A 21,336-nucleotide genomic window follows, 5' to 3' on the forward strand; every position below is an offset into this window, starting at 1 on the left:
ATGTGAGCATTTTGTTGCTTGCCAAGTGCTTGGTCGGATCAAGTAGGGCCGGATGCAAGCAAGGGCCGCGCTGCTATGGCTTTTCGGCAACAGTAGGCATGGGTGGTCACTGCGGCCCAGGAAGCGTCACTAGGACAGGTGGCTGCAAAAACGGGTTCAAAACGAGAACATAACGTGGCATGGTGCGGCCATGCCTATCGTTTCCCCCCTCCCCGCCAATCCCCTCGTCGACGGGCGCCAGTCCGAGCGCGCCATGATCGTGCGGCGCGGCGTGCAGCGCCTCCTGATGCAGATGGGCGCGCATGTGCTGCCCGAACTGTCGCTGGCAACTGGCCGGCGCGCCGACCTCGTAGCACTTACGCGCAAGGGCGACATCTGGATCATCGAGATAAAGTCGTCGGTCGAGGATTTTCGCGTCGACCGCAAATGGCCCGACTACCGGCTGCATTCGGACCGCTTCTTCTTCGCCACCCATCCCGAGGTGCCGGCGGAGATCTTCCCCGAGGACTGCGGCTTTATCCTTTCCGACGGCTACGGCGCGGAAATCCTGCGCGAGGCGCCGGAGCACCGCATTGCCGCCGCCACCCGCAAGGCGCTGATGCTGCGCATTGCACGCGCCGGTGCCGCCCGCCTGCTGGCGGCCGAGCTTGCTGGCGTTTCGGTGCCAGCGTTGGATGGGGAAAGCGAGTAGGGCTGCTACCCTCTCGCAAGGACAGTGCAATTGCCTATGGCGCGGATTACCCCCACTCCGCCTCGCTTCGCTCGGCACCTCTCCCCCTCAAAAGGGGAGAGGAAGGGTGTCAAGCTTGCGGACGGCGCTTCCTCTCCCCCGTCGATCGGGGGGTCCCAAGGACGGGCGAGACCCGTGGCTCGCCCCGGAACGGTGGTTTGCGAAGCAAACCGGAGTGGGGGTCGAAGGCTTACCGCGGCGCGCGCTTGGCCAAGATGCGCTGCAGCGTGCGGCGGTGCATATTGAGCCGGCGCGCGGTTTCCGAGACGTTGCGCTCGCACATCTCGTAGACCCGCTGGATGTGCTCCCAGCGCACGCGGTCGGCCGACATCGGATTTTCCGGGGGCGCGGCGCGTTCGCCGGAGGTGCGCGTCAGCGCCGCGAACACGTCGTCGGCGTCGGCCGGCTTGGACAGATAGTCGACAGCGCCGAGCTTCACGGCCGTGACGGCGGTGGCGATGTTGCCGTAGCCGGTGAGGATGATGGTGCGGGCATCGGCTCGCTTCTCGCGGATCGCGGCGACCACGTCGAGGCCGTTGCCGTCGCCCAGCCGCATATCGACCACCGCATAGGCCGGCGCATTGGCGCGCGCCTTTGCGACGGCTTCCTCGACGCTTTCGGCGGTCTCGACCTGGAAGCCACGCAGCTCCATGGCGCGTGCAAGACGGGTCAGGAACGGCTTGTCGTCATCCACGATCAGCAGAGAGGTGTCGCCGCCGGTAATGCTGCCATCAACCACTTCGTCGCCGTTCATAATCGTCTGGTCCGTTCTATCTGTTTTTGCTGCTTGTTTTGCGACCAATATAGGCGTCAAGAGCGCATTTTTCCACCCATAGGGCGGGCGTCAGGCGGTGTCGAACATGGAGGAGGCCGCAGACCTCGGATTGAGGAAGACGTCGTGCGGCCATTCGATCCTCACGACGGCCCCCTTGCCGCGTTCATTGGCGTTGGAAAAGGTCAAAGTGGCGCCGGAGCGCTCCAGCAGCGTCTTGGCGATGAACAGCCCAAGGCCCAGGCCCCCGCCCTGCTCGCCGCCGCCTTGCCGCGTGGTCATGTAGGGCTCGCCGATGCGGTCGATGATCTCGGGCGGAAAACCCGGCCCGTCGTCGATGATCTCGAAGATCACGTCGCGCTCGTTCCAGCTCCAGCGGATGGTGACGGTGTTGACGGCGAAGTCGACGGCATTCTCGACCAGATTGCCGAGGCCGTAGATGACGCCCGGGTTGCGGTGGCCGACCGGCTCGGGGCCGACCTGTTCGCCCGGCTCCAGCTTGATGGCGATGCCGAAATCGCGGTGCGGGGCGATCACCTCCTCCACCAGCGAGGTGAGCGGCAGGCGCGCCAGATGCACCTCGCTTTCCGACGACAGGCTGGTGAGGCGCTTGAGGATCTGGCGGCAGCGTTCGCTCTGCGTGCGCAGCAGCGTGACGTCCTCGTGGAACTTCGGATCCTTGCCCAGCGCGCGCTCCATCTCCTTGGCGACGAGGGTGATGGTGGCCAGCGGCGTGCCGAGCTCGTGGGCGGCGGCCGCGGCCAGCCCGTCCAGCGCCGACAGGTGCTGCTCGCGCTGCAGCACCAGCTCGGTGGCCGATAGCGCATTGGCGAGCAGCCGCGCCTCCTCGGCCACGCGCCAGGCATAGATGGCGGTGAAGGCGATGCTCGACACCACCGCCACCCACATGCCGGCGACATAGAGGAACGGCATCGCAAGCTCGGTGCCGGCAAACCAGGGCAGCGGCAGGTGGAAGAAGGCGAGCAGCGTGGTGAGCGCCATCACGAACACGCCGAGGATCGCGGTGAGGCTGAGCGGCAGCGAGGTGGCGGAAATGACCACCGGCACCGTCATCAGCAGCGAGAACGGGTTGGTGAGCCCGCCGGTCATGTAGAGCAGGCCGGCAAGCTGCAGCGCGTCGAAGGTGAGGATGCCGAGCGCGGGCAGCGGCTGCAGCCGGTGGGCGGCCGGAAAGCGGAAGGTGAGCAGCAGGTTCAGCCAGGCCGAACAGGCGATCAGCGTGAAGCACAGGCTGACCGGCAGCGGAAACTGGAACCAGTAGGCGATGACGACGACGGTAATGCTCTGGCCGATAATGGCCAGCCAGCGCAGCCGGATCAGCGTGTTGAGACGCAGGCGTGCGGTCTGCAGGAAGTCGGGCATCTTCTTTGTCTTGACCATGAAGGGTTTATGCGCCGGACAGGCACGGAGCGCCAAGCGCTATTTGACGCGGGGTTTTGCCCGCGCCGTAGCCTGCGCCGACAGAGGATCGTCGGGCCAGACATGTTTCGGATAGCGGCCGCGCATGTCGGAGCGCACATCGGCCCAGGAGCCGCGCCAGAAGCCCGGCAGGTCGCGCGTGGTCTGGATCGGCCGGTGCGCTGGCGACAAGAGCTCCAGCGTCAGCGGCACCGTGCCGCCGGCGATGGACGGATGCTTGTCGAGGCCAAAAAGTTCCTGCACGCGGATGGCCAGCACCGGCCACTCGCCCTCATAGTCGATCGGCACGCGGCTGCCGGAGGGCGCGTCGAAATGGGTGGGCGCCAGCGCGCCCAGCTTGCGCTGCAAATCATGCGGCACCTGGGACAGCAACGCATCGTGCAGCACGCCGGCGCCGATGCGGGCAAAGCTGGCCTCGCCGGTGAGGAAGGGCAGCAGCCAGTCGTCGAGCGAGGCGATCAGCGCCTCGTCCGACATGTCGGGCCAAGGCGCGCCGAGGCCGGTGTGCAGCCATTGCAGGCGATGGCGCAGGATCTCGGCTTCCTTGCCCCAGTTCAGCAGCGACAGGCCGTGTGCCTTCAGCGCCTCGATGATGGCGCGGTCGGCGTCAGGACCGGAAGGCGCCGGCAGCATGCGCTCGGAAAGGGTGATGGCGCCAAGCCGCACCGTTTCGCGCACCCGCACCGCGCGTTTTTCAGGGTCGAAGGCGCTTTCCAGCTTCTTTTCGATGTGGTGGCCGAGCACGGAGCGAATCTCGGCCTCGGAGACGGGAGCGGCGGCGGCGATGCGCGCATTCTGCGCCTTGCCCTGCATGTCGGCCACGACGAGAAATGTTTCGCCGGCAAGCGGATCGGCGGCGTCGAGCATCGCGCCGCTGCCATTAGCGAGCACAAAGCGCCCGCGCTCGCCGCGCGCCTTGGCGACGCGGTCGGGCCAGGCGCGGAGGAGAAGGACGCCCGCCGCTTCCGGCGCGGAGGCTCGGCCGCCACCATTTGCAGCCCGCGCCAGCCGCTCCGCCAATTGTCTCGCCGCCACCGCACGCGGCGATCTTTCGCACATGAACCGCGACAGCCGCCGCTCCAGGTCGACGCTGTCCCCGCCAAGGCCGCGCTCGGTGAGCAGCACGGCGAGCTGAGCGGCTTCCAGCCCCTGCCCTTCCCGCGCCGCCTCGGCCACCATATGCGCGAGCCGCACCGGCAGAGCCAGCTTGCGCATCGCCGCGCCGGCCTCGGTCAGCCGGCCGTCGGCGTCGATGGCGTCGAGTTCGGTGAGCAGCGTGCGCGCCTCCGAGAGCGCGGGCGCGGGCGGCACGTCCAAAAAGGCGAGGCTTGCCGGATCGGCGACACCGAAGGCGGCACAATCGAGCATCAGGCCCGACAGGTCGGCCTCGAGAATTTCCGGGGGCGTGAAGGCGGGAAGTGCGGCCGTCTGCTCGGCGCGCCAGAGGCGGACGGCGACGCCCGGTTCGGTGCGGCCGGCACGGCCCGCACGCTGATCGGCCGAGGCGCGCGACACGCGCACCGTTTCCAGCCGGGTGAGGCCACTGGCCGGCTCGTAGCGCGGCAGGCGCGACAGGCCGGAATCGATCACCACACGCACGCCGTCGATGGTGATGGAGGTTTCGGCGATCGCGGTCGCGAGCACCACCTTGCGGCGGCCGGCAGGCGCCGGCTTGATCGCAGCGTCCTGCGTCTTCGCATCCAGCATGCCGTAGAGCGGCACGATGTCGGTGTCGGCACCGACGCGGCCTTCGAGGCGTTCGCGCGTGCGTTCGATCTCGCGCTGGCCGGGCAAGAAGGCAAGCACGCTGCCGGGCTCGTCGGCCAGCGCCTCGCGCACGGCCCTGGCCATGGCATCCTCGATAGGCGTGCCGGCCGGCCGCTCCTGATAGCGAACATCGATGGGAAAACTGCGACCTTCGCTTTCGATGACCGGCACGTCGCCGAGCAGGCTGGCGACGCGTGCGCCGTCGAGCGTGGCCGACATCACCAGCAGCCTGAGCTCGGGCCTCAGCGCGCCCTGCACGTCGAGCGCCAGGGCAAGGCCGAAGTCGCCGTCAAGCGAGCGCTCGTGGAACTCGTCGAAGATCACCGCCGCGATGCCCGTCAGCTCGGGATCGTCGAGGATCATGCGCGCCAAAATGCCTTCGGTGACCACGAGGACTCTTGTCCGGGCCGACTGCTTGCGCTCCATGCGCATGGCATAGCCGACCGTACCGCCGGGCTCCTCGCCCAGAAGCTGGGCCATGCGGCGCGCGGCGGCGCGGGCGGCCAGGCGGCGGGGCTCGAGCAGCAGGATCTTTCCGTCGCCCAACCACGGCGCATCGAGCAGCGCCAGCGGCACCAGCGTGGTCTTGCCAGCACCTGGCGGCGCGACCAGCACCGCGCTCGACTTGGCTGCCAGCGCATCGGCAAGCGCCGGCAGAACGGCTGTGACGGGAAGCTCGGGTAAGCTCGGCATTACTCGGCCCCGATCCGGATGACGGCGCCGCCGGCTGCTTCGGCGTCCGCCTCGTCATGCGTCACCAGCAGAACCGGCAGGCCGCCGTCGCGAGCCTTGGAAAACACCAGCTCCCGCATCTGTCCGCGGAGGTTTGCGTCGAGCTTGGAAAAGGGCTCGTCCAGCAGCAGCATGCGCGGCGAGGACAGAAGCGCCCGCGCCAGCGCAACCCGCGCCTTCTGCCCGCCCGACAGCGTGTCGGGGTCGCGCCCGGCCATCCCGGCGAGGCCGACGCCTTCGAGCGCGGCTTCGGCCAGCGCCGTGCGCGCGGCCTTGCCCTTCACCGCTTCAGGAATGGCGAAGACGAGGTTGCCGCCGACCGACATATGCGGAAACAGCAGCGGGTCCTGGAACAGGATGCCGGCATGGCGATCCTCGGCCGGCAGGGCGGTGAGCTCTACATCGCCGGAGAAGACGCGGCCCGACGCTTCGAAGGCCGGCGGCAAAAAGCCGCCGATGTAGGCGAGCAGCGTCGATTTTCCCGAGCCGGACGGCCCCATGACGGTGAGCACTTCGCCGGGCGCGACGCGATGCGTCACCGAAACGAGCGTTTGCCCGTTCAGCGCGATCGTCACGTCGTCCAGAAAGAGCCCGTTTTCGGCCATCACCCCAACCGGTTTTTGTCCTCTCGCGCCCGTCGCGGAGGCTGTCACACCCGCATGGCGCGGCGGTGCCGGAATATCAGCGCGGGCACGACTGTTGCAACCGCAAAGCCGATAGCTGGCAGGACCATCTGCACGAAGGCGTAGACGCCGATGATGCGGCGGTTGCCGCCAGATGCCAGTGCCACCGCCTCGGTGGTGATGGTTTCCAGCCGGCCGGCGCCAATGAGGACGGTGGGCAGGTAGAGCCCGATGGAGACGGCGAAGCCGACGGCGGCGGCCACCAGAATGGCCCGTAAAAGCATCGGCAGGCGAATGGCGATGAGCGTGCGCGTGCGCGACTTGCCGAGGCCGGCGGCGACGGCCTCGTAGCGCGGGTCGAAGGCGCGCCAGGGGTCGGCCAGCGACAGGAACACATAGGGCATGACGAAGACGAGATGCACCAGCACCAGCGCCGGCAGGCTGGCGACCGTACCGGTGAAGACGAACAAAAGCTGCAGCCCAAACAGGAAGGCGACCTGCGGCACGATCAGCGGCAGATAGATGAGCCACATGGCGCGGCGGCCGGCGATGCGGCCGGTGCGGTTCTCGTTAATGAGGCAAAGCACTGTGAGTGCCACAGCAATCAGCGTCGACAGCGTGGCAACCAGAAGCGTGGTGGCAAGCGGGCCGGTAATGCGCGGCGCCGCGGCGATCCAGCTTTTCAGCGCAAAACTGTCCGGCAGCACATTGGGGAATTGCCACAACCCTGCGACCGACCACAGCGCCAGCGTGGCCAGGCCGGCGAAGGTGAGCAGCGCGGCAAGGGACATGCCGGCAAAGGCGGCGCGGCCTGCCCACGCATCGCGGCGAAAGCGCAAACCACGCGCGCAGGCATGGTCGCGCAGCCATGCGCCCAGCCGCTCGAAGCCGATCCAGACGAGAATGGCTACGGCCGTCACTGCCAGCTGCAGCAGCGCGCCGGCGGAGGCGAAGAAGCGCATCGACAGTTCGGGATCGTTCATCCAGTGCAGGAGCCGCACGGCAAGCGGCGCGGGCGTGGTGGGCCCGAGGATGACGGCGACATCGACCACCGAGCTCGAAAAGGCGATGACCGCGAACACCGCCAGCCTGATCTGGCGATAGAGCGGCGGCCAAACGCCGTAGATAAAGCCGGCGATGCGCCCATAGCCAAGCGCGGCCGCCAGCCGTCGCGTGCGAAAAAGATCGATCTGCGGCAGGGCCGCAAGCGCGATGAGCAGCAGGAAGGGAATTTCCTTCATCACCAGCCCGGCCATCATCGACAGGCCGAGCGGGTCGTTGACGATCAGCAGGTCGGGCGGCTGTTGCCAACCGGTGAGACCGGGCGAAACCAGCCGCGCGATCATGCCCGACGGCGCGATGAGGAAGGCCAGCCCGAACGCCGCCGCCGCATGCGGCACCGACAGGAGCGGCGACACCAAATGCTGGATGCGCGAAAAAGTCTTGGTCCCGGCAAAGGCGGCGATGAAAAAGGCGACCATGCCCAGAGAGACAATGGTGGTGATCAGACCGGGGACGAGGCTGAGCAGCATCGAGGTTGCAAGGCCGGGCTGGGCAAGCAGCTTTGCCACATGCGCCAGAGTGAAAGCCTCGCCACCCAGTGCCGGCAGGTAGCCGAAAGCCGGCAGCAACGTGCCACCAAGCCCGGCAAGAATCGGCCCGGCGAGGAGCAGGATCGCCAGCGGCGGGCCGAGCCGGGCTAGCATGCGAGGTTGTTGCGGGTCGGCAAAGTACGGCCCTCCGCTGCGATCAGTCGCCCACTCCGTAACGCCGCTTCCATTCCGCCTCCAGCCGGACCATCCAGCTCGGATGCGGCTCGTCGATGGCGGGGCCGAGCTCGTCCGGCTTCAGCGTGGCAACCCCAAGATCGAGCGCTTCGAAACGGGCGCGGTCGGCGGCGTCGAGCTTGGCCATCGAAAGCACCGTCGGGTCGCCCCACACCTTCGCGTCCTGCTTGCGCGCCTGCGCTTCGGGCGACAGCAAAAAGTCGGCCGTCACCAGCGCGCCGGCCTTGGCCGCGGCGTTGTAGGGAATGGCGACGAAATGCGTGTTGGCGAGCGTGCCGGCCGGGAAGGTGAAGGAGCGCACCGTGTCGGGCAGTTCGCCATTGGCAATGGCGCTGGAGGCCTCCGAAGGATTGAAGGCGAAGATGATGTCGAGCTCGCCATCGGCCAGAAGCTGCTTCATCGCCGGATAGTTTTGCGGATAGGCGCGGCCCGCGCGCCAGAGCACCGGCTTGAGTTCGTCGAGATAGGCGAAGAGCGGCGCGGTGACCTTGTCAAACGAAGCCTCGTCGACCGGCTTCTGCAGCACCGAGCGGTCGGCCACCAGCTCGGACAGCACCTGCTTGAGGAAGGACAGGCCCATGAAATCCGGCGGCTGCGGATAGGAGAAGCGGCCGGGATGCGCCTTTGTCCAGGCGAGCAGTTCCTTGGCCGATTTCGGCAAGCCGGTGGGATCGGTGCGCGCGGTGTCGTAGAAGAAGACCAGCTTGGCCATGCCCCAGGGGCTTTCCAGCCCGTCCACGGGAACGGTGAAGTCGGTGCGGATGGTCGGCTTGTTGTCGACATCGACATATTTCCAGTTGGGCAGCTTTTCGGCCCAGCCCGGCGACATCAGGAGATCCTGTCGCTTCATGGCGGCAAAGTTCTCGCCATTGATCCAGATGAGGTCGACGGTGCCGTTGTCATTGCGACCGGCGGCCTTCTCGGCCACCACCTTGGCGACCGCATTGGCGGTGTCGTCGAGCTTCACCTGGACGAGCTTCACGCCGTAGCGCTTCTGCAGCTCGCCGCCTGCCCATTCGAGATAGGCGTTGATGTTTTCGGAGCCGCCCCAGGCGTTGAAATAGACGGTCTCGCCCTTGGCCTGCGCCAACACCTCGTCCCACTTGGCAGCATCGGGATTGCCGGCCAGCGCCTGAAGCGTCAGCGCGAACAGCGATGCGGCAGCCAGAAGCAGTCGATTCATTGCAGTCCCCCTGTCCAATTGGCATTTCCCGCAAGCGATTGAGCATTCTGGGCGAAAGCCGGTCAATGGGCCTGGGCTGCTGCACGCCCTCACTTCGCCGTGAAAGACGACGAGTTGGAGAGTTATGCAGCCGCCGGCCCTTCCCCATCGACGGATGACTTGCAACGACTTGTCTGATATTTCCGACAAATCATTCGGGCTTTCGTCAATCCGTCATGCAAATCGCCTAAGGCATCGCTGCAGGAGAGGATAACACCGATGCGTTATGCGATCTATTTCACCCCCGGCCCCGACGATGCGCTGACCCGCATCGCGGCGAACTGGCTCGGCCGCGACCCTTTCACCGGCGCCACCCATGAGGCTCCGGCGAACGGACATCTGTCGGCGACCGAGATCGCCTTCCACACCGCCGCCCCGCGCCGCTACGGCTTCCATGCCACGCTGAAGGCGCCGTTCCGGCTGGCCGAGGGCGAGAGCGAAGCCGCGCTGGACGAAGCGATGGCGAACTATGCCGCCACGCTCGAGCCGGTGGTACTGCCGCGCCTCGTGGTGGGGCAGATCGACGGCTTCTTCGCGCTGGTGCCCAGCGGGACTTCGCCCGAGCTCAATCGATTCGCCGGCGACATCGTTGCGGGTTTCGAGCGCTTCCGCGCGCCGTTGACGGAAAGGGAAATCGAGCGCCGCAACCCCGACGCGCTGAGCCAGGTCGAGTTCCAGAACCTGTGCCAGTGGGGCTATCCCTACGTCTTCGACACCTTCCGCTTCCACATGACGCTGACCGGCCGCGTCGGCGCCGAAGAAGCCCACCGGCTGCGCGCGGCCATCGACGACATGTTTGCCGAGGAGCTCGACCGCCCCTTCGCCGTGGACGGGCTGGCGCTGTTTGTCGAGCGCGAGCCCGGCGCCCCCTTCATAGTACATTCCCACTATGCGCTCGGCCGCCAGACCGAAAGAAAGAAAGCCTGAGATGACGACCGAGACGACATTGACCAATGCCCGCATCGTGCTTGCCGACGAGATCGTCGACGGCTCGGTGCTGATCCGCGACGGCAAGATCGCAGACATTTCGGCCGGCACCACCCGCGCGGGCGAGGACATGGAAGGCGACTATGTCATCCCCGGCCTGGTGGAGTTGCACACCGACCACCTCGAAGGCCACTATGCGCCGCGCCCGAAGGTGCGCTGGAACCCGATTGCCTCGGTGCTGGCCCACGATGCCCAGATCGCCACGGCCGGCATCACTACGGTGCTCGACGCGCTGCGCGTGGGGCTGGACATCGATTCGGACATCACGGCCGTCGACATGCGCAAGCTGGCCGACGCCATCGAGGACAGCGTGCGCAACGACCGCCTGCGCGCCGACCATTTCATCCACCTGCGCTGCGAGGTTTCGGCGCCCGACTGCCAGAGCGGCTTCGAGCTGTTCCGCGGCGACGAGCGCGTGCGGCTTGCCTCGCTGATGGACCATGCGCCGGGCCAGCGCCAGTTCGCCAGCTTCGAAGCCTATGCCGTCTACTACATGGGCAAGATGAAGATGACGGAGGAGCAGTTCCGCGCCTATTGCGAAAAGCGCATGGCGCAGTCGGCCGCCAATTCCGCCCCGAACCGCGAAGCGATCGCCGCCGCCTGCCAGGAGCGCGGCATCGTGCTGGCAAGCCATGACGACGCCACCACCGCCCATGTCGACGAAGCGATCGCGCAGGGCATCCGCGTTGCCGAATTCCCGACCACGCTGGAGGCGGCGCGCGCTTCCAAGCAGGCCGGGCTTGGCGTGCTGATGGGCGCGCCCAATGTGATGCGCGGCGGCTCGCATTCCGGCAACGTCTCGGCGCGCGAGCTGGCCGAAAACGGCCTGCTCGACATTCTGTCCTCCGACTACATCCCCTTCAGCCTGATCCAGTCGGCCTTTTTCCTGGGCGAAGTGGTGGACGCGATCTCGCTGCCGCAGGCGGTGGCCATGGTGTCGAAGACGCCGGCCGAGGCCGTCGGCCTCACCGACCGCGGCGTGATCGAGGCTGGCCGTCGCGCCGACCTGGTGCGGGTGCGGGTGGACGAGCACGTGCCGGTGGTGCGCACCGTGTGGCGCGAAGGGCGCCGCGTGGCATGATGGTCTCGGCCCTCATCGAACGCGAGCAGGCAAGCAGCGCCTTTCCTGTTCGCAGCGGCGTGTTCATCGCCGTGGTCGGCCCGAGCGGGGCCGGCAAGGACACGATCATGGCCTATGCGCGCGAGCGTTTCGCGGGCGAGGACAGCGTCGAATTCGTCCGCCGCGTGATCACCCGCCCGTCCGACGGCGCAACGGAAGATCATGACACGCTGGCCGACGCCGCCTTCCTCGAGGCCGAGGCCGATGGCGCATTCGCGCTGTCCTGGGAAGCGCATGGGCTGAGATATGGGATTCCGGCCAGCGTCGACACGACCATCGCCGACGGCCGCGTGGCGATCGCCAATGCCTCGCGCGGGGCTATCCCCGCGCTGCGGGCACGCTACGAGAATGTCGCCGTGGTGGAGATCACCGCGCGGCCGGAGATTCTCGCCGAGCGACTGGCCGCACGCGGTCGCGAATCGCGCGGCGAGGTGCTGGCGCGCCTCGCCCGCGCGAGCGCGGTGGAGCTGTCGGGACCAGGCGTTTCCACGATCGACAACAGCGGCGAGAAGGAAATCGCCGGCGAGCGCTTTGTTGCGATCATCCGCAAGGCGATCGCCTTCGCCGATGTGGGGCGGTTCTAGCCGCCGGTCCCTGCGCTGGGGCATGTACAAGAGTGCAAGTTCGGCGTTCGCGGCCGAAATTGCACTTTTTGTCGTCAGGCCGCCTTACGCAAATGATGGCAGCAGCGGCTTCGGGTGGCGGGAACCGCTCCAGGTCAGGGCAGCCGCGTCTGGTGCCTCTCTCTCCAAACGTCCTTCTTCAGGCGAAAGCACATCCAGGCAGCAGGCGCTCCGGACAAGTCGACGGTCGCATCGTAAATGTGTTCTGCACCCAACTTGGCCGTCGCCTTTTGCGAGCGGACATTGCTCGGAGCGATGTGAAACCAGACTTCGGGAAATTGCTCAAATGCGTGGTCGAGCATCAGACGCTTGAGCTCGAGGTTCGTTGTGCCACCCCAGTAGGCGTGGTTGAGGAAAGTGAAGCCGATTGCGATGCTGTCGGGTTGGTCGGGCGACACGTAGTAACGTGAGCAGCCGATGATCTGACCGGTCTGCTGGTCGATGATGACGAGCGTAGTCCCGCTTTCCAGCAGAAAGAGGAAGTAGGGCTCAAACACCTCTTTCTTGTGGCGATCTTTCGCGGGATGCCCTGCCCATATTTGCGGGTGGCTTGCCGCAGAATAGAGACCTGCGAAGTCGTCGTGCTTCAAGGGCCTGAGACGAAGCGTGTCGCCAACCAGTTCAGGTTGAAAGTCGAAATCTGGCCGGGACATGCGAATTTTCCGGTTGAGAGCATCACCAACATCAAACCTGATACACTTCAGGTGGCGATGCGGCTTGTGCCAAGGCTGCGCAGGGCAAATGCCAATGGGTGCACCGGGCGCGTTCCATATCGGCATTGGCGAGCAGAACGACAGCTTCCGGGGACCGGACCGGCGGGAATGTCCCCCCTCCGCCCCAAACGGACGCCCACTGAATCTCCTAGCCGATCCGGAGCATGTGGTTGTCCCAGACATAGTCGGGCTCGCGCACATCGCCGCCGTCGGGGCCGAGAATATCGCCGGTGCCGGTGGTGGCGCGAAAACCGGCATGGTCGGGCGCAAGGCCGCAGACTTCCTGCACGTCATGGCGGGCGATGACCTTGCCGCTGGCCGCCTCGATGACGGCAAAGACATTCCCCTCGGGGGACGACACCGCCACAGTGCCGGCATCGGGGTTGGCGGCGACCGAGCCGATGTAGTTGCGAAAACCGGCGAGAACGTCTTCCGGCATGTCGAGCAGCTTGAGGTCCCTGCCGCGCCGGGCGCTGCCGACCAGCAGCGGCTTTTCGGTGGCTGGGCCCCTGTGCTGGCACCCGAACCAGACTGTGCCGGAAGCGTCGGCGTCCATGTGGCGGATGGAGAGTTGGTGCAGCGCCGGCGGCAGCTCATGACGCTCCAGCAGGTCGCCGGAAATGCGGTCGACGAAGACCAACGACGGCTTCATGGTCGGCAGGTTGAGCTCGGCGCGGCCGAAATCGGGATGGGTCTCGATGCCGCCATTGGCGATCGCCAGCGTGCGGCCGTCGGCGAGGAGCAAAAGCTCGTGCGGGCCGACGCCATAGGTGGGGAACTCGCCCAGCCGGCGCAAGCCGTCGCGCGCGTCGTAGATGCCGACCACGCCGGCGGCATTGTCGTAGTCGTTCTCGGTGACGTAGAGCAGCGCGCCGTCCTGCGAGAACACGCCATGGCCGAAGAAATGGCGGCCGGCAATGCTGTTCACCGTCAGCGGCTCGCGGCGACCGGTGTGGTCGAAGACGACGAAGAAGGTGCCGGGCTGGCGGGCGAAGACCGCCGACTGGCCCGAAACCGGATCGAAGGTCACGTCGTGGCCGCGGTCCGGCAGCGAGACCAGATGCAGCACCTTGCCGACTTCCGACAGCACGGCCGCGCCGAAGGTGCCGTCGCGCTTCTGATAGGCGGTGGCGAAGACCGCATCCGTTGCAAGGGTGGCTGCCCGCGCCTGCGGCGTGAGCGCGGCGAAGAAAGCCGCGCCCGCAGCCTTGAGAAAATCGCGGCGGTCGACCAGCGGCGCGCGCACGGTCAATCCCCGTCGAGCGAGGAGAAGCCGGCGCTCAGGCCAAGCGCGTCGGCAAAGCGGATGCCGAAGAGCTCGCTGAGGCTCGAGGTGACGATGCCGAGATAGGCAAGCTTGCCGCGCCGGGCCGGATCGGCCAGCACGTCGGCCAGCGGCCCCCTCGCCGCTTCCGCCGCGCCGATGGCGTTGCCGAACTCGAAGCCGATGGAGCCGGCGATCCAGCGCTCGTCGGCGCCCAGCGGCTCGCCGAGGCCGGAGGCTTCGAACAGCGCCTTCATGCCCGCCATGTTGCCGGCGAGCGTGTCGGCCGTCTTGGCCGAGCGCCAGAACAGCGCCTGTTTCGGCTTGTCTTCTGCTTCCGTCTTGCCGAGGAAGCCGCCCAGCCGCACGTCCCGGTCGAGCTCCAGGCCGTTGACGAAGATCTTGAACAGCGCGCTCAGCGCCTCGTTGCCGTTGCGATAGAGGGCGTTGCCCTCGCCCGGTGTCGCCCAGGTTTTCGCAAAGCCGTCGGGCGCGTTCCAGGCGACCTCGACCTCGCCGGCCATGTTGTCGAGATTGGCTGCGACGGCCGCGCCGAAGCCGCAGCGATGTGCACCCTCGGGCCCGGCAAGCGTCTCGGCACCGGTGCCGAACAGCACATATTCGAGTGCGCCGAGCCCCTGCATGGCAACGCTCTTGGTGGCGAGCCCGGCCGGGTCGGATGCGCTTTCGTCGCCGGCTTCGATTGCCGCCTGCACCTGCTTCAGACCGGTGCTCTTGCGGTCGGGCCAGAACAGGACGCGCTCCAGCCGGTTCTGCTCGGTGATGGGACCGACGCGAATGATTTCGGCCCGCGACCAGGCGTCCACCGTGGCGCCGAAGGCTTTTCGCGCGGCCTCGAGATTGGCCTCGGACGGCGCGGCGCAGAGCGCCTTGGCGCCCGACGCCATCTGCGCCGTGGCCGCGTGGAAATCGCGATAGGCGGGCCGCACAAAACCGTCGATCGCCTTGCCGATGATGGCCGGCGCGTCGAGTTCGGCGGCGTGGGCGGCGGGCTGGGCGAGAACCAGCGCGGCGGCGGCGAACAGGGAACGAAGCATCACAGCGACTCCAGAAATTTCACCAGCGCCTCGCGTTCCGGCTTGGGAAGGCCGGCAAAGCGGTCGCGCGCGGCTTGGGCCTCGCCGCCATGCCACAGGATCGCCTCGGTGAGGTTGCGGGCGCGGCCGTCATGCAGGAAGAAGGTGTGGCCGTTGACCACCTGCGTCAGGCCGATGCCCCACAGCGGCGGGGTGCGCCATTCGCGGCCGGTGGCGTCGCCCACCTGCTGCCCGTCGGCCAGTTCCTCGCCCATGTCGTGCAGCAAGAAGTCGGAATAAGGCCAGATGAGTTGGAAGGACTGCGCCTTGTTGGGCGTGTCGCGCCGGGTGACGAATTTCGGCGTGTGGCAGGACACGCAGCCGATCTCGTAAAACACCTTCTTGCCGGCCAGCACTTCCGGCTTGTCGATGTCGCGGCGCGCCGGCACGGCGAGGTTCTGGGAATAGAAGGTGACGAGGCCGAGGATCGGGTCGGGAGCCTCGGTGTCGCCGAGCCTCTCGTGGACCCCGACGGGCATGGCGAGGCATTCGGTCTGCGCCTCGGTGCAGTCGCCCCAATGTTTTGGATTGTCCGGCGTGGAGATGCCGAGATCGCCGGCGAAGGCTTCGGCTGACTGCTGGCGAATGGTGGGCACCGAGGCCTTCCAGCCGAAGCGGCCGAGCGTGAGCTCTCCCGTCTTGGGATCGCGGACGATGGACGGTTTTCCCGCCACGCCGTCGGCGTTCTTGTCCTCGGCATTGGCGAAAATGTCGGCGGGGTGGATCTGCTCGATCAGGCCGAGACCGATCATCGGCGGCGTCACCCGCGGCGATAGCGTGGTCGAGGGATGCATCGGACCATAGCCAAGGTCGCTCACCGAATAGCTCGGCCAGCGCAGCACCATGCTGGTCCCGTCGGCCAGCCGGACCGGGACCTGCTGGTAGGAAATGACCATCTTGCCCTCGGCGCGCAGGCCGGGAACCGCGAGGTCCTGAAACTGGTGGCCATAGACCGGGTCGGGGAAATTCAGCACTTGCCTGTCGGCCAGCGCGGCCTTCTCCGCCTCGGTCTCGGCCGAGCGGGCAAGGCGCAGGAACATGGACGTGGCGTCGGGATTGCCTTCCGGCGGGTGGCCGCGGCCGTCCTTGAGGTGGCAGCTCTGGCAGGCGCGGGCATTGAACAGCGGCCCGAGTCCGTCGGAGGCCTGCGTTGACGACGGCGCCGACACCCAGAGCTTGGTGAAGAAGCCGTTGCCGATCTTGAAGGTGCCTTCTTCCTCGAAGGTGATGTTGGCCGAGGACTGCGAGAAGGAATCGCGGTTGACCTGCTTGCGCGAGGTGCCGGCCCCGCCCTGCATCAACTCGAACGGCTCGGGCTTGGAAAAATCGGTGGTGGGCCGGGTGATTGCGATGACGCGCGCCAGATCCTTGCTGCTGAGGTCGCCGCGCGAGGTTGCAAGGCCGGCGGGCTCGGCCTCGCCGGCGCTGGCCGTTGCCGCGATGAGCGAGGCGACCAGACCCGCGAGCAGGCCGCCTGTCTTGATCAAGAAGGAAGGGGTGCGGCGCGTCGAGGCGCGCCGCCTGTTGGAATGACTATTTCGCTTCGTCTCCCGAGGCGGCATTGAGCAATCCATATTTTTCCTCGCCGATCTGCGCCAGCAGATCGAGCTGGGTTTCGAGGAAGTCGATATGACCCTCCTCGTCCTTCAGCAATTCTTCGAACAATTTCATGGTCACGTAGTCGCCAAGCTGCTGACAGACCTCGCGCGACTTTTTGTAGGACGTGCGCGCGTCATATTCGCCGGCGAGGTCGGCCTCAAGCACTTCCTTGACGTTTTCGCCGATGCGCAGCGGCGCCACCGTCTGCAGGTTGGGATGCCCTTCTAGGAAGATGATGCGCTGGACGATCTTGTCGGCGTGGTGCATCTCCTCGATGGATTCCTCACGCTCCCTCTTGGCCAGCTTGTCGTAGCCCCAGTCCTCCAGCAGCCGGTAGTGGAGCCAATATTGGTTGACGGCACCGAGTTCCAGAAACAGCGCTTCGTTAAGCCGCTCTATGACCTGCACTTCGCCTTTCATTGCTTCTGCTCCCATATTGGTCGCGCAGTTCCCTTACGCGATCCAGGTGTGAAACGATATCGGCCTCGTTCGTTGCCGAGCTGCGATGATAATGCTCGGTGACCCGAATGATCGTTTCCACCACATTTGGAAAGCAGCCGCAACAACGACCGCGCTTCTGGAGGTAATGATAGACCTTCGCCGGCACGATAAGCAGCCAGGGATCGGCCTCAAGGAGGTCGATGATCGCCTCCTCGACTTCTTTCTCCGTTATCAGGTTACAGTGGCATACAAGCATGTCTTGCCTTGGTTGCTGGCGGCGCCCCTTGGCGCCGCTTGGCTAGGAACGGCCCCGCGCGGGGAGCCTCATTGGAAAACCTTGTCGGGAGCGTCCAGGCTGTCGGAGCCCTCGAAGGCGATGTTGTCGAGCTTGAGCGCCGCGACCGCGCGCTCGATGGACTTGGTCTGGTCGACCAGGGCGTCGATGCCGGCCTGCACGGCGGCGTTGCCTTCGGCATTGCCCTCGCCGATCTGCTGGTCGTAGGCCTCGCCGTTCTCGGCACGCTGGGCTATCGCCTCCATGGCGGCGACGGTGGCGTCGAGCTTGCCCGTGAGCTCGGCGTCGACGGCCGGATCGGCGGCCTTGACCAGTTCCGACAGCGACGCGCCTTCGACGACCGAACCGTCGATGCGCGTGTAGCTGCCGAGATAGGCGTTTCGGATGCCGACGGCGTCATAGAGGTGCGAATTGTGGGTGTTGTCGGAGAAGCAGTCATGCTCTTCCTCCGGATCATGCAGCAGAAGGCCGAGCTTCATGCGCTGGCCGGCCATCTCGCCATAGGACAGCGAGCCCATGCCGGTGAGGATCGCCGACAGACCCGCCTTCTCGTCGCCATCAGCCAGAGCCTTGCGGGCCGCGCCCTCCGGGCCCCAGTTGGCGACCATCTCTTCGAGGTCGCTGACCAGCAGCTTCGAGGCCGAGGCCAGATACTGCGCGCGGCGGTCGCAATTGCCGCCGGTGCAGTTGGCGAGGTCGTAGTCGGTATGGGGCCGGTTGCCGGCGCCGGGGCCGGTGCCGTTCAGGTCCTGGCCCCAGAGCAGGAACTCGATGGCGTGATAGCCGGTGGCGACATTGGCCTCGATGCCGCCGGCCTCCTGCAGCGTGCCGGACAAAAACTCCGGCGTCAGTTCGGAGGCGTCGACCTTCTGGCCGTTGATCTCGATCGACTTGTTGGCGATGACATTGGCCGTATAGAGCACGTTGTCATCGGACTCGGTGCCGTAGCTAGCGTCGACATAGTCGATCAGGCCCTCGTCCAGCGGCCATGCGTTCACGCGGCCTTCCCAGTCGTCGACGATCGCGTTGCCGAAGCGGTAGACCTCGGTCTGCTGATAGGGGACGCGCGCGGCCTTCCAGGCGGTGCGGGCGGCTTCCAGCGTTTCCACCGAGGGCTTGGCGATCAGCGCCGACACGGCCTCGTCGAGCTTCTTGGCCGTGACCAGCGAATCCTCATACTTGGCCAGCGCAACGTCGGAATAGGTGGCGATCACCGCCTTGGCGTCGGCCTCGGCCCGCGCCGGCAGAACGAGGACCGCCGCCGCCATTGCCGTGATTGCCGCCAGCCGCCCGCCGCGCGCCGCCATCGTGGAAACCTTCATCCGCCCTCTCCTCAATGAATGCTGGCACGCGCCGCGCAGGCTGCGGGAGCATCCCCGAAACCACAGCCGTCGTGACCGTTAAAATCTTGAATTCGCAGCGACATCAGCAGGCCGTCTCACAGCCTGCAGTCTGCTGCATAAAGGCCGCGCGCGAGCGCGACTTGAAAAAACCAGACACCGAATTCCTCCAATCGAACGGGTTCAAGGCCCAAACATCAAAGGTTACGCCCTCGGGCGCGCTGCCATAAAGCGCACACGGGCACGAGGAGTCAACAAAAATCCTGATTAAAAGCTATATAAATCAATAGTTTAGAATAATTCTAAACTAACAATGTCAAGTTTATGGCTTTTTGCCGGCAATCCGGTGCCCTTACGGAAGGTCCCGGTCGCTGCGTCTCGGCTTGACACCGGCATGTCTCAGGTGCGACCCAAATGCGAACCGTAGCGTCGGAACAAGACGACTTGCCCGCCGCTCGGAACCTTATTGTGGCTTCGAAGAAGCAAGGCCAAAATCCCATGAAGAACGGCGTTGTCATTGTCGGTGCGGGTCATGCCGGGGTGCAGGCTGCAGCCAGCCTGCGCGAAGAAGGCTATGACGGGCCGGTGACGCTCGTCGGCGACGAGAACGAGCTGCCCTATCACAAGCCGCCGCTGTCCAAGACCTTCATCAAGGATCCGGCCGCGCAGCCGCAGATGCTGCGCGCCGAGATTTTCTACGCCAACAACCACATAGACTTGCGGCTCGGCGCCTCGGTGGAGCGCATCGACCTTTCGGCGCGGCGGCTGGAGCTGGCTGGCGGGGCAACGCTGCCCTTCGACGCCGCGATCCTGGCCACCGGCTCGCGCCCGCGCGAACTCAAGCTGGCCGGCGCCGAACTCGCCGGCGTGCTGTCGCTGCGCTCGGTGGCCGACGCGCGCGCCATCCGCGAGCTGAGCGCGGCGATCGAGGACGTCGTGATCCTCGGCGGCGGCTTCATCGGCCTCGAGATCGCCGCCACGCTGCGGCTCGGCGGCCGCAACGTGACCGTGGTGGAAGCGCAGGACCGCCTGCTTGGCCGCGCGGTGGCGCCTTCCATCTCGGCGCATGTGCGCCAGCGCCTCGAAACCATGGGTATCCGGGTCCTGACCCAGACCACCATCGAGCGGCTGGAAGGCGACAATGGCCATGTCTCGGCCGCCCTCAATTCTCATGGCGAGCGGCTGCCGGCGCAGATGGTCATCGTCGGCATCGGCGTGGTGCCCAATGTCGAGCTGGCGCAGGCCACCGGCCTGACGCTGTCGAACGGCGTACGCGTGGACGGGCAGCTGCGCAGCTCGCGGCCAGAGATCCTCGCCATCGGCGACGTCGCCAACTACCGCCACCTCTTCTCCGGCGCCGACGTGCGGCTGGAATCGGTGCAGAACGCCACCGACCAGGCCAAGCTCGCCGCGCGCACCATCACGGGCCATGACGGCCACTATGACAGCGTGCCGTGGTTCTGGTCCGACATCGGCGACATGAAGCTGCAGATGGTCGGCCTGGCCGGCACCAGCGACAGCACCGTGGTGGTGGGCGACGTGGTCGACAACAAGTTCTCCGTCTACCACTATTTCGGCACCCGGCTGATCGCGATCGAATCCGTCAACCGCCCGGCCGACCATATGCTCGGCCGCAAGATGCTGGGCGCCGGCTTCTCGCCGCATGCCGAAACGGTGACCGCCGGCGCCGACGCGCTGAAGGCTGCCTTCGCCGAAGCGCAGAAGGAAGCGGCCGCTTAGTCCCGACGCGGCTGGGGAGGACGGCCGATGACAGACGACTGGTTCGTGAAGAAGCCGATCGACCGGCAGATCACGCTGGTGACGGAGCCCTATGTCGACTCCTTCTACAGCGCCAATATCTGGCTCGTGCGCGGGGCCGAGGCGGATCTCGTGGTCGACACCGGCATGGGGCTGAGGCCACTACGGCCCGTGCTCGACCTGACGCCGGGCAAGCCGGTGCTGGCGCTCGCCACGCATATCCATCTCGACCATGTCGGCGGGCTTCACGAGTTCGAGCACCGGTTGGGCCCGCGCCAGTCGGCCGAAGCCTTTGCCACCATGCCCGACGAACTGACCTTCGCCGACGAATACCGCGAAATCGAGCAGCCGGTGACGAGGCTCCCCTCCCCCGGCTGGACGCCCGCCGACTACCGGCTGACGCCCGCGCCGCTGACGCGCATTCTTGACGAAGGCGACGTGATCGACCTTGGCGACCGTCGCTTCACCGTGCTGGAACTGCCCGGCCATTCGCCCGACGGCATCGGCCTGTTCGATGAGAAGAACGGCGTCTTCTTCGGTGGCGATGCGATCTATGACGAGGAGCTGCTCGACGACATTCCGGGATCGGACAAGGCCGTCTACCGGCGGACCATGGAGCGCCTGAAGACGCTGCCGATCCGCATCGGCCACGGCGGGCACGGGCCGAGCTTTGATGCAAAACGCATGCGCGAGATCATTGACGGCTATCTGGCCGGCGCGGGGGCATGAGCTGGGCGGCGTTGGCCAGGACAAGCGAAGCGCTGATGCTTGCATCCAGCTTGGGCTTCTCCCCTGCACTGGACTGCCGATTGAGAATCCGAGGCATGGGTCCCCGGAACCTCCGCACTTCGCTGCGCTCGTGCTCCGGCCCGAGGACGACGGAAATTTGGGGGCGTCCCCCGCCAATCTGCGGGGCTGAACGCCGTCCCGCTAATCTGCGCGGTTGCACGCGGCATCAAAGATTTGCGCCGCCGCGCCCCTTCCCGTCATCCTCGCGCCCCGAGCAGTGAGCGAAGCGAGCGGCGA

Annotated in this window: 19 protein-coding genes; 6 read left to right on the top strand and 13 right to left on the bottom strand. The window is 66.4% G+C overall.

Going from position 1 to position 21,336, the window contains the following annotated elements; translation table 11 throughout:
* The first annotated feature begins 190 nt into the window (after window positions 1-190).
* A complete protein-coding gene (locus ABLE85_RS09425; RefSeq protein ID WP_348792449.1) occupies window positions 191-691 on the top strand; it encodes an MmcB family DNA repair protein in 501 nt (166 codons plus the stop codon).
* Window positions 692-920: 229 nt separating this feature from the next.
* Here ABLE85_RS09425 and ABLE85_RS09430 read toward each other — a convergent pair whose 3' ends face one another.
* The 6 genes from ABLE85_RS09430 to ABLE85_RS09455 all read right to left on the bottom strand — a co-directional run bounded on the left by ABLE85_RS09430 (window position 921) and on the right by ABLE85_RS09455 (window position 9,034).
* Complete coding sequence (locus tag ABLE85_RS09430) at window positions 921-1,484, bottom strand: ActR/PrrA/RegA family redox response regulator transcription factor (protein WP_348792450.1); 564 nt, start codon at window positions 1,482-1,484, stop codon at window positions 921-923.
* Window positions 1,485-1,574: 90 nt separating this feature from the next.
* Window positions 1,575-2,903: an ActS/PrrB/RegB family redox-sensitive histidine kinase gene (locus ABLE85_RS09435; protein ID WP_348792451.1), complete on the bottom strand. Its 1,329-nt coding sequence runs from the start codon at window positions 2,901-2,903 to the stop codon at window positions 1,575-1,577.
* A gap of 39 nt (window positions 2,904-2,942) precedes the next feature.
* Window positions 2,943-5,402: an ATP-dependent helicase HrpB gene (gene hrpB / locus ABLE85_RS09440; RefSeq protein WP_348792452.1), complete on the bottom strand. Its 2,460-nt coding sequence runs from the start codon at window positions 5,400-5,402 to the stop codon at window positions 2,943-2,945.
* On the bottom strand, window positions 5,402-6,046 hold the full coding sequence (locus ABLE85_RS09445; protein WP_348792453.1) for an ATP-binding cassette domain-containing protein: 645 nt from the start codon (window positions 6,044-6,046) through the stop codon (window positions 5,402-5,404). The genes hrpB and ABLE85_RS09445 overlap by 1 nt, the downstream gene beginning before the upstream one ends.
* 44 nt (window positions 6,047-6,090) lie before the next feature.
* Entirely contained in the window at window positions 6,091-7,770 is a 1,680-nt protein-coding gene (locus tag ABLE85_RS09450; protein WP_348792454.1) for an ABC transporter permease, read from the bottom strand.
* A 43-nt stretch (window positions 7,771-7,813) separates the two neighbouring features.
* Window positions 7,814-9,034, bottom strand: a complete 1,221-nt coding sequence (locus ABLE85_RS09455; RefSeq protein WP_348792455.1) for an ABC transporter substrate-binding protein — start codon at window positions 9,032-9,034, stop codon at window positions 7,814-7,816.
* Window positions 9,035-9,292: 258 nt separating this feature from the next.
* Here ABLE85_RS09455 and ABLE85_RS09460 point away from each other — a divergent pair, with 258 nt between their 5' ends.
* The 3 genes from ABLE85_RS09460 to phnN are packed head-to-tail and all read left to right on the top strand — an operon-like array spanning window position 9,293 to window position 11,764.
* A complete protein-coding gene (locus tag ABLE85_RS09460) occupies window positions 9,293-10,000 on the top strand; it encodes a DUF1045 domain-containing protein (protein ID WP_348792456.1) in 708 nt (235 codons plus the stop codon).
* A gap of 1 nt (window position 10,001) precedes the next feature.
* The gene (locus tag ABLE85_RS09465) at window positions 10,002-11,141 is read left to right on the top strand and encodes an alpha-D-ribose 1-methylphosphonate 5-triphosphate diphosphatase (protein ID WP_348792457.1); all 1,140 of its coding nucleotides are present in this window, start codon (window positions 10,002-10,004) and stop codon (window positions 11,139-11,141) included.
* Window positions 11,138-11,764, top strand: a complete 627-nt coding sequence (gene phnN / locus ABLE85_RS09470; protein WP_348792458.1) for a phosphonate metabolism protein/1,5-bisphosphokinase (PRPP-forming) PhnN — start codon at window positions 11,138-11,140, stop codon at window positions 11,762-11,764. Before ABLE85_RS09465 ends, phnN begins: the two co-directional genes overlap by 4 nt.
* Before the next feature lie 134 nt (window positions 11,765-11,898).
* Here the strand turns inward: phnN and ABLE85_RS09475 are convergent, their stop codons facing one another.
* The 7 genes from ABLE85_RS09475 to ABLE85_RS09505 form a co-directional block, all read right to left on the bottom strand.
* Entirely contained in the window at window positions 11,899-12,456 is a 558-nt protein-coding gene (locus tag ABLE85_RS09475) for a GNAT family N-acetyltransferase (protein WP_348792459.1), read from the bottom strand.
* Between the two features lie 208 nt (window positions 12,457-12,664).
* On the bottom strand, window positions 12,665-13,762 hold the full coding sequence (locus tag ABLE85_RS09480) for a DUF1513 domain-containing protein (RefSeq protein ID WP_348792460.1): 1,098 nt from the start codon (window positions 13,760-13,762) through the stop codon (window positions 12,665-12,667).
* A gap of 2 nt (window positions 13,763-13,764) precedes the next feature.
* Window positions 13,765-14,838 carry an imelysin family protein gene (locus ABLE85_RS09485; RefSeq protein WP_348792461.1) on the bottom strand — a complete coding sequence of 358 codons (1,074 nt, stop codon included), beginning with the start codon at window positions 14,836-14,838 and terminating at the stop codon, window positions 13,765-13,767.
* Complete coding sequence (locus ABLE85_RS09490) at window positions 14,838-16,319, bottom strand: di-heme oxidoredictase family protein (protein ID WP_348792508.1); 1,482 nt, start codon at window positions 16,317-16,319, stop codon at window positions 14,838-14,840. Before ABLE85_RS09490 ends, ABLE85_RS09485 begins: the two co-directional genes overlap by 1 nt.
* Before the next feature lie 91 nt (window positions 16,320-16,410).
* On the bottom strand, window positions 16,411-16,896 hold the full coding sequence (gene bfr / locus ABLE85_RS09495; protein WP_348792462.1) for a bacterioferritin: 486 nt from the start codon (window positions 16,894-16,896) through the stop codon (window positions 16,411-16,413).
* Window positions 16,862-17,173 (bottom strand): (2Fe-2S)-binding protein, encoded by a 312-nt coding sequence (locus ABLE85_RS09500; protein ID WP_348792463.1) that lies wholly within the window; start codon window positions 17,171-17,173, stop codon window positions 16,862-16,864. Before ABLE85_RS09500 ends, bfr begins: the two co-directional genes overlap by 35 nt.
* A 68-nt stretch (window positions 17,174-17,241) precedes the next feature.
* On the bottom strand, window positions 17,242-18,519 hold the full coding sequence (locus ABLE85_RS09505) for an imelysin family protein (RefSeq protein ID WP_348792509.1): 1,278 nt from the start codon (window positions 18,517-18,519) through the stop codon (window positions 17,242-17,244).
* Between the two features lie 531 nt (window positions 18,520-19,050).
* Here ABLE85_RS09505 and ABLE85_RS09510 point away from each other — a divergent pair.
* Complete coding sequence (locus tag ABLE85_RS09510; protein ID WP_348792464.1) at window positions 19,051-20,292, top strand: FAD-dependent oxidoreductase; 1,242 nt, start codon at window positions 19,051-19,053, stop codon at window positions 20,290-20,292.
* Between the two features lie 27 nt (window positions 20,293-20,319).
* A complete protein-coding gene (locus ABLE85_RS09515; protein ID WP_348792465.1) occupies window positions 20,320-21,039 on the top strand; it encodes an MBL fold metallo-hydrolase in 720 nt (239 codons plus the stop codon).
* The last annotated feature ends 297 nt before the right edge of the window (window positions 21,040-21,336 follow it).

Origin of the sequence: Mesorhizobium sp. KR1-2 (assembly GCF_040045035.1) — a bacterium.
Taxonomy (GTDB): Bacteria; Pseudomonadota; Alphaproteobacteria; order Rhizobiales; family Rhizobiaceae; genus Pseudaminobacter.

Bases quoted from the DNA above. Each gene is read 5' to 3' on its own strand.
- ABLE85_RS09425 (WP_348792449.1), top strand. From the start codon at position 191: ATGCCTATCGTTTCCCCCCTCCCCGCCAATCCCCTCGTCGACGGGCGC.
- ABLE85_RS09430 (WP_348792450.1), bottom strand. From the start codon at position 1,484: ATGAACGGCGACGAAGTGGTTGATGGCAGCATTACCGGCGGCGACACC.
- ABLE85_RS09435 (WP_348792451.1), bottom strand. From the start codon at position 2,903: ATGGTCAAGACAAAGAAGATGCCCGACTTCCTGCAGACCGCACGCCTG.
- hrpB (WP_348792452.1), bottom strand. From the start codon at position 5,402: ATGCCGAGCTTACCCGAGCTTCCCGTCACAGCCGTTCTGCCGGCGCTT.
- ABLE85_RS09445 (WP_348792453.1), bottom strand. From the start codon at position 6,046: ATGGCCGAAAACGGGCTCTTTCTGGACGACGTGACGATCGCGCTGAAC.
- ABLE85_RS09450 (WP_348792454.1), bottom strand. From the start codon at position 7,770: ATGCTAGCCCGGCTCGGCCCGCCGCTGGCGATCCTGCTCCTCGCCGGG.
- ABLE85_RS09455 (WP_348792455.1), bottom strand. From the start codon at position 9,034: ATGAATCGACTGCTTCTGGCTGCCGCATCGCTGTTCGCGCTGACGCTT.
- ABLE85_RS09460 (WP_348792456.1), top strand. From the start codon at position 9,293: ATGCGTTATGCGATCTATTTCACCCCCGGCCCCGACGATGCGCTGACC.
- ABLE85_RS09465 (WP_348792457.1), top strand. From the start codon at position 10,002: ATGACGACCGAGACGACATTGACCAATGCCCGCATCGTGCTTGCCGAC.
- phnN (WP_348792458.1), top strand. From the start codon at position 11,138: ATGATGGTCTCGGCCCTCATCGAACGCGAGCAGGCAAGCAGCGCCTTT.
- ABLE85_RS09475 (WP_348792459.1), bottom strand. From the start codon at position 12,456: ATGTCCCGGCCAGATTTCGACTTTCAACCTGAACTGGTTGGCGACACG.
- ABLE85_RS09485 (WP_348792461.1), bottom strand. From the start codon at position 14,838: ATGCTTCGTTCCCTGTTCGCCGCCGCCGCGCTGGTTCTCGCCCAGCCC.
- bfr (WP_348792462.1), bottom strand. From the start codon at position 16,896: ATGAAAGGCGAAGTGCAGGTCATAGAGCGGCTTAACGAAGCGCTGTTT.
- ABLE85_RS09500 (WP_348792463.1), bottom strand. From the start codon at position 17,173: ATGCTTGTATGCCACTGTAACCTGATAACGGAGAAAGAAGTCGAGGAG.
- ABLE85_RS09505 (WP_348792509.1), bottom strand. From the start codon at position 18,519: ATGGCGGCGCGCGGCGGGCGGCTGGCGGCAATCACGGCAATGGCGGCG.
- ABLE85_RS09510 (WP_348792464.1), top strand. From the start codon at position 19,051: ATGAAGAACGGCGTTGTCATTGTCGGTGCGGGTCATGCCGGGGTGCAG.
- ABLE85_RS09515 (WP_348792465.1), top strand. From the start codon at position 20,320: ATGACAGACGACTGGTTCGTGAAGAAGCCGATCGACCGGCAGATCACG.